The sequence below is a fragment of the Vibrio sp. D417a genome, assembly GCF_030248595.1.
GTDB classification, from domain to species: domain Bacteria; phylum Pseudomonadota; class Gammaproteobacteria; order Enterobacterales; family Vibrionaceae; genus Vibrio; species Vibrio alginolyticus.
Genome location: NZ_JAHGAM010000019.1, coordinates 118151 through 131279, shown reverse-complemented (window position 1 = coordinate 131279; position 13129 = coordinate 118151). Strand labels below are relative to the sequence as shown.

Sequence of the window (13129 nt, the reverse complement as noted above, 5' to 3'; positions counted from 1 at the left end):
ATTCCGGCTTTTATTGGTGTTTGAACTTAATGATGTCTCGGCGCTGCTTTTTATCTGGGCGGCGTTCCGGACTTGGGTTGTGGGCATTAAGCTTACGTTGAGTCGCGTGTTCCTCACGTTTCGCTATACTTTCATTAGTTTCGCGATATAAGGTTTGTGCGATGGGAGCGCCTCGGCGTTGATCTGAGATTTGTTCGATGATCACGATTTTTTCTTCGTTGCCTTGACGAAGTCTTACTTCAGCGCCCACTTCAACGATTTTACTCGGCTTGCTTCGTTGGCCATTATAGTGGACTTTACCGCCATCGACCATGTTACGCGCGATGGAGCGGGTTTTGTAAAATCTTGCGGCCCATAGCCATTTATCTAGCCTAACGGCTTCATTTAGGGAACTCATAGAACACTACGCTATCTAATCACTGCCCGAATACGGCAATGAGTGATGGATTATTCACCTACAGATGGAGTCAAGGCGTATTTTTTTCAAGGGAGTTGGCAAAAACTGCATAAGAAAAAGGTATGAAAGACAACTTGTGATATAGTTCACTGCTCTTTGTTGAGTAATAATTTTATTGCAAATTTAGCAATTTAAAGTCGATAGCTATCGTTATAGCTTAAATGACGGACGTTAGAATAAAGGAATCCATTCAGTGAAACGTTTAGAGCTAAGTGCAGGATTATCAAGCAGACCGCTACTGGCTCAGATCAAGTCCAATCATTATACCATTCAAGCCAAACTTAGCTTGTTGCTTACCTGTCTGTTTATTGCGATAACCGGATGGATACTTGGCAAAATTGTGTGGTTAGCCATACCTCAATCGTCGGAAGTGCCGCAATGGCGTCCATCGGCGAGTAGCGTTACTGCGAGTAATAAAGGCGACGCGATAGATTTTAATGCCCTTCAGAATGCCAACCTATTCGGTAAATTCACTGAGCAAAAAGCGGCAGTTGTAGAACAGCCTATTGTTAAAGACGCCCCTAAGACGCGCCTTAACCTCACCCTAGTCGGTGCGGTTGCCAGCAGTGATGCCAATACCAGCCTTGCTGTTATTGCTAACCGAGGTAAGCAAGCTACGTACGGTTTGGGTGAAGAAATCGAAGGGACACGTGCGACGCTAAAAGCGGTATTGGTGGATCGCGTCATCATTGATAACCAAGGTCGAGACGAGACCTTAATGATGCAAGGTATAGAATATAAGAAGCTATCTGAATCGCCGCAGGTAGCTAGGGCGCAAGCTCAGCGAGCAGAAGCAGCGACGTCTGACGTTGGAGAGAAATTAGAGCAAATTCGCGAGGAAATTGCGAAAGATCCACAAAGCGTTTTTAAATACATCACCATTTCACCCGTCAAAAAAGACGGAGACATTGTTGGTTATCGAGTATCACCTGGTCGTGATGCCGCATTATTTAATGATGTAGGGCTACAACCTGGTGATATTGCGGTTCAACTGAACGGGATCGATTTAAGTGATCCGTCTTCTTCAGTACAACTGATGCAAGTGATGAGCGATCCGCAAGAATTAAATTTAACTGTTGAGCGCGACGGCCAACAGTACGATATCTATATCCAATTGTAAGACTTAGGCAACCGGCGTAAGTTCAGGGAGACATACGTGAAACATTGGTTCAGCAAAAGTGCTTGGCTACTAGCAGGAAGTTTACTCTGCGTACCAGGTGCAATGGCAAACGAATTTAGTGCGAGCTTTAAAGGCACTGATATTCAAGAATTCATCAACATAGTGGGTCGTAACCTCGAAAAGACCATCATTGTTGATCCTTCAGTACGCGGTAAAATCGATGTCCGCAGCTATGACGTACTTAACGAAGAGCAATATTACAGCTTTTTCCTTAATGTCCTTGAAGTATACGGTTACGCAGTCGTAGAGATGGACAATGGGGTACTTAAGGTTATCAAAGCAAAAGACTCAAAAACCTCAGCAATCCCTGTGTTAGGTGATGGCAGCGCGCAAGGCGATAGTGTTATCACTCGAGTTGTCGCGGTGCGTAATGTGTCGGTCCGTGAGTTGTCTCCTCTACTTCGTCAGCTGATTGATAACGCCGGTGCCGGTAACGTGGTTCATTATGATCCAGCGAATATTATCTTGATTACTGGTCGTGCGGCAGTAGTGAATCGCTTAGCAGAGATCATCAAGCGTGTTGACCAAGCCGGTGATAAAGAAATTGAATTGGTGGAGCTGCGTAATGCATCTGCTGCTGAAATGGTACGCATTGTCGAAGCACTGAATAAAAGTGCGAATCAGAAAAGCACGCCAGAGTTCCTTGAACCTAAAATTGTGGCCGATGAACGTACTAACGCGATTTTAATTTCTGGTGATCCAAAAGTAAGAGCCCGCTTGAAACGTTTGATTCGTCAACTTGATGTTGAAATGGCGACAAAAGGTAACAACCGAGTTGTGTACCTGAAAAATGCGAAAGCTGAAGACTTGGTGGATGTATTGAAAGGTGTTTCCGATAACCTGCAAGCTGAAAAGCAAGCCGGTCAGAAAACATCAGGTGCATCGCGTGGTGAGGTCGTCATTGCTGCTCACGCTGCAACTAACTCGTTAGTTTTAACAGCGCCACCAGATATTATGATGGCATTACAAGACGTCATTTCTCAACTCGATATTCGTCGTGCTCAGGTTCTTATTGAAGCGTTAATTGTCGAAATGTCTGAAGGTGATGGTATTAACCTAGGTGTTCAGTGGGGTTCATTAGAAACGGGTGCTGTAATTCAGTACGGTAACTCAGGAGCCCCGATTGGTCAGGTGATGGTTGGTCTAGAAGAAGCAAAAGATCAAACCCGAACTGAATACTATACCAACTCTAATGGCGAACGAACGCCATATGATGTTACTGAATCAGGTGACTACTCTACGCTAGCGTCAGCACTTAGCGGAGTAAATGGTGCGGCAATGAGTATTGTCATGGGTGACTGGACAGCGCTAATTAGTGCTGTTGCTTCTGACTCCAACTCAAACATTCTATCTTCTCCGAGTATTACCGTAATGGATAATGGCGAAGCATCATTTATTGTGGGTGAAGAGGTTCCGGTTATTACGGGCTCTACGGCTGGCTCAAACAACGACAACCCATTCCAAACGGTTGACCGTAAAGAAGTCGGTATCAAACTCAAAGTAGTGCCACAAATTAACGAAGGTGACTCTGTACAGTTAAACATTGAACAAGAAGTTTCCAACGTATTAGGCGCAAACGGTGCGGTTGACGTTCGCTTTGCTAAACGACAGTTAAACACCTCTGTCATGATCCAAGATGGTCAGATGTTGGTTCTTGGTGGTTTGGTCGATGAACGCGCACTTGAAAGTGAGTCTAAAGTGCCGCTATTGGGTGACATTCCGGTACTTGGCCATCTGTTCAAGTCAACGAGCACGCAAACAGAAAAACGTAACTTGATGGTGTTCATCAAGCCGACGATTATTCGCGATGGTGTGACGGCCGACGGTATTACGCAGCGTAAATACAACTTTATTCGCGCAGAACAGCTTTATAAAGCGGATCAAGGGTTGAAGTTGATGGCAGACGAGAAGATCCCGGTTATGCCAGCCTTTGGCCAGGAGCGTCAGCACCCAACAGAGATTCAAGCGTTTATTGATCAAATGGAAAACAACTAATGGTTGATATGTTAGACACAGCGCCAAGTATGCGTCGTCTGCCATTCAGTTTTGCCAACCGCTTTAAACTGGTGCTGGAGACAGAGCATCCTGAGCGTCCACCTATTCTTTACTATGTCGAGCCGCTTAACCCTGCGGCTCTGGTTGAAGTCCGTCGTGTATTAAAGAAAAGCTTCGTACCGCAACCTATCGATAAAGAAGCCTTTGATAAAAAGCTGACCGAAGCATATCAACGCGACTCGTCTGAAGCGCGTCAGTTGATGGAAGATATTGGTGCTGATAGCGATGATTTCTTCTCTTTGGCTGAAGAACTGCCGCACGATGAAGACTTATTAGAATCGGAAGACGATGCGCCAATCATCAAATTGATCAACGCCATGTTGGGCGAAGCGATCAAAGAAGGTGCGTCGGATATTCATATTGAGACGTTCGAGAAAACCCTTTCGATTCGTTTCCGTGTCGATGGCGTATTGCGTGAAGTCCTGACTCCAAGCCGTAAGTTAGCGCCTTTGCTAGTTTCTCGTGTGAAGGTTATGGCTAAACTAGATATCGCAGAAAAGCGTGTGCCTCAAGATGGCCGTATTTCGTTGCGTATTGGTGGTCGTGCGGTGGACGTGCGTGTATCTACGATGCCGTCCTCACATGGTGAGCGCGTGGTAATGCGTTTGTTGGATAAAAACGCGACTCGTCTTGATTTACATAGTTTGGGCATGACACCTTCAGTGCATGACAACTTCCGTCACTTGATTGGCCGCCCTCACGGTATCATCTTGGTGACGGGCCCGACAGGTTCTGGTAAATCAACCACCTTGTATGCTGGCTTGCAAGAGATCAATAGCAACGAGCGCAACATTCTAACGGTTGAAGACCCGATCGAATTTGATATTGATGGCATCGGTCAAACGCAGGTGAACCCAAAGGTCGATATGACGTTTGCGCGCGGCTTGCGTGCCATTCTGCGTCAGGACCCGGATGTGGTGATGGTCGGTGAGATCCGTGACTTAGAAACCGCACAAATTGCAGTGCAAGCGTCCTTAACGGGTCACTTGGTAATGTCTACTCTCCACACCAACACCGCAGTGGGTGCGATTACGCGTCTACGTGATATGGGTATTGAGCCATTCCTTATTTCTTCTTCGTTATTAGGGGTGCTAGCGCAGCGCTTAGTTCGAACGCTTTGTCCAAGCTGTAAAGAGCCGTATGAAGCCGATGCGGAACAGAAAAAACTGTTTGGTATGGAAGCGCATGAACCGTTAGAACTGCACCGAGCAAAAGGCTGTGAAGCGTGTAACCAAAAAGGCTACCGAGGTCGAACAGGTATCCACGAGCTCATTATGGTTGATGAGCAAGTGCAAGAGTTGATTCACCGAGAGTCTGGTGAACAAGAAATTGAGAGAGCCGTTCGCGCCCATACGCCAAGTATTCGCAGTGATGGTTTAAGCAAAGTACGTCGTGGTATTACGTCACTTGAAGAAGTGATGCGAGTGACGAAGGAAACCTAATGGCGGCATTTGAGTACAAAGCGCTAGATGCAAAAGGCAAGCATAAAAAAGGCACGATAGAAGGGGACAACGCCCGACAAGTGCGCCAGCGACTCAAAGAGCAAGGGATGATCCCGATTGAAGTGGTCGAGACGAAAGCTAAATCGGCTAAGTCTTCAGGTTCAGTCAGCTTTAAGCGCGGCATCTCGACATCTGAGCTGGCACTCATCACACGGCAATTGTCTACGCTAGTCCAATCAGGAATGCCTTTGGAAGAGTGTTTGCGTGCGGTCTCTGAGCAGGCTGAAAAGCCGAGGATTCGTTCTATGTTGGCTGCGGTTCGCTCGAAAGTAACAGAGGGTTATCCGCTTGCCGACAGTTTTGCCGATTACCCACACGTGTTTGATGAACTGTACCGCTCCATGGTTGCGGCGGGTGAAAAATCAGGTCACCTCGATACCGTATTAGAGCGTTTGGCAGACTATGTCGAAAACCGCCAAAAGATGCGATCTAAATTGCTTCAAGCCATGATTTATCCTGTAGTTTTGGTGGTATTCGCGGTTGTCATCGTTTCGTTCTTATTGGCGACAGTGGTTCCTAAAATCATTGAACCCATCATTCAGATGGGCCAAGAGTTACCTCAATCGACGCAATTTTTACTGGCAGCCAGTGAGTTTGTGCAAGATTGGGGGCTGATTATTTTCGTTGTGCTGGTGGTGCTTTTCTATGGCCTCAAACTGGCGTTGCAAAAGCCAGACTTTCGCTTAGCTTGGGACAGAAAAATCTTGAGCTTACCGCTAATAGGTAAGATCTCTCGAGGTTTGAATACCGCACGATTCGCACGAACGCTTTCGATCTGTACTTCCAGTGCGATTCCAATTCTAGAGGGTATGCGCGTTGCGGTAGATGTTATGTCTAACCGTTATGTGAAGCAGCAAGTGTTGCTTGCAGCGGATAACGTTCGAGAGGGCGCTAGTCTGCGTAAGGCGTTGGACCAAACCCGCTTGTTTCCACCAATGATGCTACACATGATCGCCAGTGGTGAGCAAAGTGGTGAATTAGAGAGCATGTTGACGCGGGCAGCCGATAACCAAGATCAAAACTTTGAATCAACAGTCAATATTGCTCTGGGTGTGTTTACTCCTGCGCTGATTGCATTAATGGCTGGATTAGTGTTGTTCATTGTGATGGCGACCTTGATGCCAATGTTAGAAATGAATAACTTGATGAGCGGATAATTTCGAATTAAGACGTGTCTACTAACGGCATGGCTTTAATCTAACTTTCGGAGAAAAAAATGAAGTTTAAGCGTAGTAAACAACAGGGTTTTACACTTTTAGAAGTGATGGTTGTTGTGGTTATCCTAGGTATTTTGGCAAGTTTTGTTGTTCCAAACCTATTGGGTAACAAAGAGAAGGCTGACCAACAAAAAGCGATTACGGACATTGTCGCGTTGGAAAATGCCTTAGATATGTACAAGTTGGATAACAGCGTTTACCCAACAACGGACCAAGGTCTAGAAGCATTGGTTAGTAAGCCATCTAACCCAGAGCCACGCAACTACCGTGATGGTGGTTACATCAAACGTCTTCCTAATGACCCTTGGGGCAACCAGTACCAATACTTAAGCCCAGGTGATAACGGTACAATCGATATCTTCACTCTAGGCGCAGATGGCCAAGAGGGTGGAGAAGGTCCAGCTGCAGATATTGGCAACTGGAACATGCAAGACTTCCAATAATTGAGCCTAAGCCAGCACTAATGAAACAAATGCGAAAACATAACGGTTTTACATTGATAGAAATTCTATTGGTGCTGGTTTTGCTATCTCTTACGGCTGTGGCCGTGATCTCGACGTTACCGACTAGCCAAAAAGATCTTTCCAAACAATATGCTCAAAGCTTTTTTCAGCGTTTACAGCTGCTCAATGAAGAAGCGGTGCTGAGCGGTAAAGATTTTGGCGTTCGAGTGGATGATGCCAAATCGACCTACGCTCTACTGAGTTTAACCTCAGAAGGTTGGCAGCCTCTGAAATTAAAGCAGATTCCGAGCAAAACCAAGCTAGAAGAAGATATTACGCTACAACTCGAACTCGGCGGTGGTGCTTGGGATAATGATGAGCGCTTATTCAAACCAGGTTCTCTTTTTGATGAAGACATGTTCGCAGAAGAAGAGGACGAAAAGAAAATTGAGCCACCGCAAGTGTTTATCTTTTCCAGCGCCGAAGTCACGCCATTTACCCTGTCTTTTTTTCCGCAAAATGGTGATGCCTTTAATGACGGTTGGCGAGTCATTGGCAAAGAAAGTGGACAAATTTTGTTATTAGCTCCGGGCGAAGAAGTGAAAGAGGATGAGAATGCGCAATTTTAAGCAAGCTCGCCTAAATTTGAGTCATCGCCGGACGAGAGGCATGACCTTACTGGAAGTATTGGTCGCACTGGCAATTTTCGCTACCGCTGCCATCAGTGTCATTCGCTCTGTGAGCCAGCATATTAATACAATCAGTTATTTAGAAGAAAAAATGTTTGCAGCCATGGTTGTGGATAATCAGATGGCAAATGTGATGTTGAATACCGGAGAACTCAAAGCGAAAAACGGCACAGAAGAGCTGGCAGGACGCACTTGGTTCTGGAAAGTCACGCCAGTCGCCACGACGCAGCCATTGCTGAAAGCATTTGATGTAAGCGTCTCGGTAGAGAAAAGCGCGAGCCCTATAGTAACGGTACGAAGCTATGTGGCGCAATAATAATCCCCGCGCAAATACGCGCCAAAGGGTAAAAGGTTTTACACTTATTGAAGTGTTGGTATCGATTGCCATCTTTGCCAGTTTAAGTGTCGCTGCGTACCAAGTGGTATCGCAAGTACAGCGTAGCAATGCGCTATCACAAGAACGAACCCAACGCTTAAACGAAATTCAGCGTGCCATGGTGATGATGGATAACGATTTTCGTCAAATGGCGATGCGTCAAACGCGTACTAATGGTGAAGAGCCTGCTAGCCGGCTAATTTTTTGGTCCGATTACCTGTTGGACTCCGATACCAAAGGACTGATGTTTGCCCGTTTAGGTTGGCACAACCCTCAGCAGCAGTTCCCTCGTGGAGAAGTAACCAAGGTTGGCTATCGCTTAAAAGAAGAAACACTGCAGCGAGTATGGTGGCGCTATCCTGATACGCCGGTTGGGCAACAAGGTACTGTTACTCCATTGCTAACGCAGGTCGAGTCATTTGATATGCGTTTCTATGATGGTAAGCAATGGAAAAAAGAGTGGGCTGAAGAAAAAGCGCTGCCGAAAGCGGTTTCTGTTGTTCTCACTCTCAAAGACTATGGAGAAATTGCCCGCACTTATCTCACTCCTGATGGCACATTGAGTCAGAAAGAGGAAAGTTCAGGAGACAGCAATAATGGTTAACCGTCAGCGCGGTGTTGCTTTGATTATAGTGTTGATGTTGCTGGCGATTATGGCGACGGTTGCTGCCAGTATGTCAGAACGTTTGTTCTTGCAGTTTCAGCGAGGCGCTAATCAAATCAATTACCAGCAAGCGTATTGGTACAGCCTTGGCGTCGAGGCGCTAGCAAAAGTGGGTATCGAGCAAAGTTATAAAGACACCGACACGATTAATATGAGTCAACCGTGGGCGATAAAAGAGCAAGTCTATCCGTTAGATTATGGTCAAGCGGCGGGACGAATTAGAGACAAGCAAGCATGCTTTAATCTAAATGTATTGAGTCGTGTGCAACCAACGGGTCAGCAAATTACAAGACCATATTTAGTGAATGTATTGCAGCGACTATTAGAAGAGTTGGATGTCGAGCCATATCAAGCAGAAATCATTGCAGACTCTACTTGGGAATACATTGATGCTGATGACTCTGTCCGTTCGACTACTGGGGTTGAAGACAGCACATATGAAGCGATGAAGCCTTCCTATTTAGCATCAAATGGTTGGATGGCAGATGCTTCCGAGTTACGGGCTGTCTATCAGGTGAGTGGTGAAATTTTCCAAAAATTGGAGCCGTTGGTCTGTGCATTACCAAGTGATGACTGGCGTTTAAACGTGAATACGATTGGTGTTGAGCAAGCTCCGATTTTGGTGGCAATGTTCTCACCAAACTTAAGCAGTAGTGATGCGATTCAGCTAATTGAAAAACGCCCATTTGATGGGTGGGATAGCATTGATGAATTTTTAGCAGAGTCAGAAATGGCTGGCTTAAGTGAAGATGTAAAGAAAAACGCCAAAGGCTATTTGGGTGTGGATAGCGCCTTTTTTGAATTGGATGCACAAGTGTTGGTGGATGAATCACGTGTACGTATCCGAAGCCTTTTGCAAAGTACAAATAGAGAAACGGTGACCGTAGTTCGCCGTCGTTTTGGAGGGATCAGTGAGCGAGTTTCTGACCGTTCGGCTGAGTAGCGAACAACAAAGTACCATTCCTTGGGTGGTGTGGTCGACAGATCAACAGGAAGTGATTGCTAGCGGTGAAATCGCCGGGTGGGAACACTTAGATGAATTGGTCTCATATGCTGGTCAGCGCCAAGTTGTGGCGCTGTTGGCGAGTAATGATGTGGTCCTGACGCAAGTGGATATACCGCCTGGTGCAACACGCCAATTCGAGGCGATGTTACCGTACTTAGTGGAAGACGAAGTTGCTCAGGACGTTGATGGCCTGCACTTTAGCGTGTTGGGTAAACAAGCGGATAAAGCGCAGATTTGCGCAGTTGAACGTGCTTGGATTCAGACTGTACTGCAACGTTTCTCAAGCCAAGGTATCGCCATTAAACGCATTTTACCCGATGTGCTTGCGTTACCGGTTCGTGGAGATCACAGCAGTGCTGCAATGATTGGCGAGCAATGGCTGATTCGTCACTCTGCGACAGAGGGTGCGGTTGTCGACGCTTCTTGGTTAGACCTTTACCTCTCTTCTTATCTACAAAATCATGAAGGTTGGAAGCTCGATTGTTATAGCTCGGTCCCTGAATCTGCGTTACCTGAAATATGGGATCCGCAACCAGAAGAAATGACGATGGCTTTACTGGCGAAGGGGGTGACAGAAAGCAAAGTCAATTTGCTGACTGGGATCTTCAAGCCGAAATCTTCTTGGGGTAAATACTGGAAGCTCTGGCAAAAAGCCACCATTGCTGCGGGGGTGCTTATCGTCGTCATGGTTGCGCAGCAGTTGCTCGTGGTCCACAAGTACGAAGCACAAGCTCAAGCGTATCGTGAGGAGAGTGAGCGTATTTTCCGCCAGGTGTTCCCAAATAAACGACGCATTCCTACCGTTAGTTACCTCAAACGACAAATGGATGATGAAGAGCGCCGCTTATCTGGTGGAAGTGGTCAGCAGGCAATGTTGTCATGGTTGGCGGCATTACCCGCGACGCTTGGTCAGGTCAGCGACTTGGAGATCACTAGCTTTAAATACGACGGACAACGTGGCGAAGTACGTATTCAGGCTCGTAGTTCAGACTTCCAACCTTTTGAGCAGGCTCGTGTGAAATTGGCAGAGAAGTTTAATGTTGAGCAAGGTCAGTTGAACCGTAGCGATAACGTTGTGGTTGGCAGCTTTGTTTTGAAGCGTTTGTGAGGTGATGATGAAAAATTTAATTTCTCAAGCTCAGGTTTGGTGGAGCAGCATCTCGCAGCGTGAGCAGCGTTTGGTCATGGGATGTGGCGCTATTGCCGTTATCGGTATTATTTATTGGGGTTTATTACTGCCAATGAGCCAACGTGCGGAGCTAGCTCAGTCACGTATTCAAAGCGAAAAACAGTTGCTAGCTTGGGTACAAGATAAAGCGGATGGCATCACTGCACTGCGAAAAAGCAGCGGTGTGAGCTACTCTAGTCAACCGTTGAATCAGTTGGTTTCTTCTTCAGCTCGTCGTTATAAAGTTGAGTTGATTCGCGTACAACCTCGTAATGAGAGCGTTCAAGTGTGGATCAAACCACTCGCGTTTAATCAACTAGTGGATTGGTTACGTTACTTGAAAGAGCAACAGGGTATTGAAGTCGAATTTTTAGATATCGACCGAACAGAGCAAGCGGGCATGATCGATGTAAACCGCCTTCAGTTTAAGCGAGGTTAAGGTGAAGCGAGCAGTACTTTACGTTGTTATCTTTATCGTCTTTTTTTCAGTCAGTCTTTTAATGGGATTACCAGTCTCTTGGGTGTTACAACAAGCACCAACAGTGAGAGGCCTGGACATTCAAGGAGCCAACGGTTCGGTATGGCAAGGTCAAGCTTCTAGTATTCGTTGGCAGCGCCAGAACCTTGGAGAAGTTAATTGGGATTTCCAATGGTCGAGTCTACTGACAGGTAAAGCTGAGTTTGCTGTGCGCTTTGGTCGTGGTAGTGAAATGGACGTTCGTGGGCGCGGTTTTGTCGGCTATAGCTTAAGTGATGGCCCTTATGCCAAAAACTTAGTTGCCTCGATTCCGGCGGTAAAAGTTGTTGAGCAAGCGCGCCTCCCTGTGCCTGTTGGTGTTGATGGGCAGCTTGAGCTGAATATTCGTCATGCGACTTACGCTGCGCCTTGGTGTAAGAACGGTGAAGGCACTTTAGTATGGAATGCCAGTGGTATTCAAAGCCCCGTTGGCAGCTTAGATCTCGGTCCTGTGATTGCCGATATAAACTGTCAGGATAGTGTATTGACGGCAACTGGTGAGCAGAGCAGCAAACAAGTCTCTGCGGCGTTTTCCGTTGAACTGATGCCTAATCAACGGTACTCAACCAAAGCGTGGTTCAAACCTGGTGCAGAGTTCCCATCCAGCATGGGGGAGCAACTGAAATGGCTGGGTAAGCCGAATGCTCAAGGTCAATATGAGTTTAATTACCAAGGGCGCTTCTAACCTATCGTGACAAAATCCAATATCTTAAAAGAGCTGCTATTGTGCAGCTCTTTTTGCTTTTGGATCATCGTAAGCTAAAACCTCTATTCGCTGTACATTCGATCTTGATTGGGAATGAGTGAAAGTTTAAAGCCATGATTTTTAATCGATTTGTTTTCTTTCGTTCAGCTTTACAGGCAATTGGAACATAGTAGGCCAAATGCTCCAAGTGCTGTACAGAAGGTCAAAAAGAAAAGGCCACGAAGATATTCGTGGCCTTTCTATTACTAGAATTTTGTGCTCTAAATTTTACCGATAGGGCGCTTAATCTTTGCGTTGTAAAATCTCATTCCAAGGTAAATCCGCATCACCAAGAACAATAAAATTCGGGTTTTCTAGTGTTTCCCGCTCGTTATATGACAGCGGTTCTAATTGCGTGCTGAGAATACGTCCGCCAGCTTCTTCAACAATGCATTGTGTCGCAGCGGTGTCCCACTCACCTGTTGGACCTAGTCGGAGATAGCAATCTACCGCCCCTTCCGCGACGAGGCATGCTTTCAATGCCGCAGAACCGAGCGGTATTAAGTCGTAATTCCAGGCGCTGCTCATACGGTTAGTAATACGATTGATGTCTTGGCGACGACTAATAGCAATTGCGATGCTTTGCTCTGGCTGTTCGTGTTTGTGTGTATGGATTTTGACGCTGTCCGACATGTCGGGAATTTTCCAGGCGCCTTTGCCATTATAAGCGTAGTAAGTCACGCCAGATACAGGACCGTAAACGACGCCCATGGTTGGTCGATTGTTGTCGACCAACGCGATAATAGTGGCAAAGTCACCACTGCGAGCGATGAATTCTTGAGTACCATCAAGAGGGTCGACTAACCAATAACGTTCCCACTGAGCGCGTTGCTCTAAGCTTATGTCTGCGTCTTCTTCTGACAACACGGGAATGTCAGGCGTCAGATCACTCAAGCGTTCAGTGATGAACTTGTGAGCTGCAATATCCGCACTTGTTACGGGAGTTTCGTCACTTTTGGTGTAGGCCTCGTATTGTTTCTTTTCATATATTTCGAGGATCATTTGCCCAGCACTGCGGGCAATCTCGATGACTTGAGGAAGTAGGTGAGATAGATCTTTTGTCATTGGCATAAGTGATAGTCCTTACTCACAGTGTTATTCGGTTCTAAT

14 protein-coding genes are annotated in these 13129 nt (G+C 46.3%); 12 read left to right on the top strand and 2 right to left on the bottom strand.

Features of this window, described 5'->3' with window-relative positions:
* Nucleotides 1–10: 10 nt before the first annotated feature.
* Entirely contained in the window at nucleotides 11–397 is a 387-nt protein-coding gene (gene hslR / locus KI742_RS18475) for a ribosome-associated heat shock protein Hsp15 (protein WP_005379292.1), read from the bottom strand.
* Nucleotides 398–650: 253 nt separating this feature from the next.
* Here hslR and gspC point away from each other — a divergent pair, with 253 nt between their 5' ends.
* Genes gspC through KI742_RS18415 form a run of 12 tightly spaced genes read left to right on the top strand, consistent with a single transcriptional unit; the run spans nucleotide 651 to nucleotide 11959 of the window.
* Entirely contained in the window at nucleotides 651–1577 is a 927-nt protein-coding gene (gspC, locus tag KI742_RS18470) for a type II secretion system protein GspC (protein WP_115385654.1), read from the top strand.
* Between the two features lie 36 nt (nucleotides 1578–1613).
* Nucleotides 1614–3632, top strand: coding sequence for a type II secretion system secretin GspD (gene gspD / locus KI742_RS18465; RefSeq protein WP_005379295.1), 2019 nt, complete (start codon nucleotides 1614–1616; stop codon nucleotides 3630–3632).
* The gene (gene gspE / locus KI742_RS18460; RefSeq protein ID WP_005379296.1) at nucleotides 3632–5134 is read left to right on the top strand and encodes a type II secretion system ATPase GspE; all 1503 of its coding nucleotides are present in this window, start codon (nucleotides 3632–3634) and stop codon (nucleotides 5132–5134) included. Before gspD ends, gspE begins: the two co-directional genes overlap by 1 nt.
* Nucleotides 5134–6351, top strand: a complete 1218-nt coding sequence (gene gspF / locus KI742_RS18455; protein ID WP_033905910.1) for a type II secretion system inner membrane protein GspF — start codon at nucleotides 5134–5136, stop codon at nucleotides 6349–6351. Before gspE ends, gspF begins: the two co-directional genes overlap by 1 nt.
* Before the next feature lie 59 nt (nucleotides 6352–6410).
* Nucleotides 6411–6854: a type II secretion system major pseudopilin GspG gene (gspG, locus tag KI742_RS18450; protein WP_005379298.1), complete on the top strand. Its 444-nt coding sequence runs from the start codon at nucleotides 6411–6413 to the stop codon at nucleotides 6852–6854.
* A gap of 29 nt (nucleotides 6855–6883) precedes the next feature.
* Nucleotides 6884–7483 carry a prepilin-type N-terminal cleavage/methylation domain-containing protein gene (locus tag KI742_RS18445; protein WP_017635010.1) on the top strand — a complete coding sequence of 200 codons (600 nt, stop codon included), beginning with the start codon at nucleotides 6884–6886 and terminating at the stop codon, nucleotides 7481–7483.
* A complete protein-coding gene (gspI, locus tag KI742_RS18440; RefSeq protein ID WP_170960382.1) occupies nucleotides 7470–7859 on the top strand; it encodes a type II secretion system minor pseudopilin GspI in 390 nt (129 codons plus the stop codon). The genes KI742_RS18445 and gspI overlap by 14 nt, the downstream gene beginning before the upstream one ends.
* Nucleotides 7846–8523, top strand: a complete 678-nt coding sequence (gene gspJ, locus KI742_RS18435; RefSeq protein ID WP_047103742.1) for a type II secretion system minor pseudopilin GspJ — start codon at nucleotides 7846–7848, stop codon at nucleotides 8521–8523. The genes gspI and gspJ overlap by 14 nt, the downstream gene beginning before the upstream one ends.
* Entirely contained in the window at nucleotides 8516–9526 is a 1011-nt protein-coding gene (gspK, locus tag KI742_RS18430) for a type II secretion system minor pseudopilin GspK (protein WP_137281634.1), read from the top strand. Before gspJ ends, gspK begins: the two co-directional genes overlap by 8 nt.
* Nucleotides 9495–10697 carry a type II secretion system protein GspL gene (gene gspL, locus KI742_RS18425; protein WP_175413420.1) on the top strand — a complete coding sequence of 401 codons (1203 nt, stop codon included), beginning with the start codon at nucleotides 9495–9497 and terminating at the stop codon, nucleotides 10695–10697. The genes gspK and gspL overlap by 32 nt, the downstream gene beginning before the upstream one ends.
* Before the next feature lie 7 nt (nucleotides 10698–10704).
* Nucleotides 10705–11196 (top strand): type II secretion system protein M, encoded by a 492-nt coding sequence (locus KI742_RS18420; RefSeq protein WP_285385032.1) that lies wholly within the window; start codon nucleotides 10705–10707, stop codon nucleotides 11194–11196.
* Between the two features lies 1 nt (nucleotide 11197).
* A complete protein-coding gene (locus KI742_RS18415) occupies nucleotides 11198–11959 on the top strand; it encodes a type II secretion system protein N (protein ID WP_285385033.1) in 762 nt (253 codons plus the stop codon).
* 303 nt (nucleotides 11960–12262) lie between these two features.
* Here the strand turns inward: KI742_RS18415 and cysQ are convergent, their stop codons facing one another.
* Nucleotides 12263–13090 (bottom strand): 3'(2'),5'-bisphosphate nucleotidase CysQ, encoded by an 828-nt coding sequence (cysQ, locus tag KI742_RS18410; RefSeq protein WP_005379308.1) that lies wholly within the window; start codon nucleotides 13088–13090, stop codon nucleotides 12263–12265.
* Nucleotides 13091–13129: the final 39 nt, after the last annotated feature.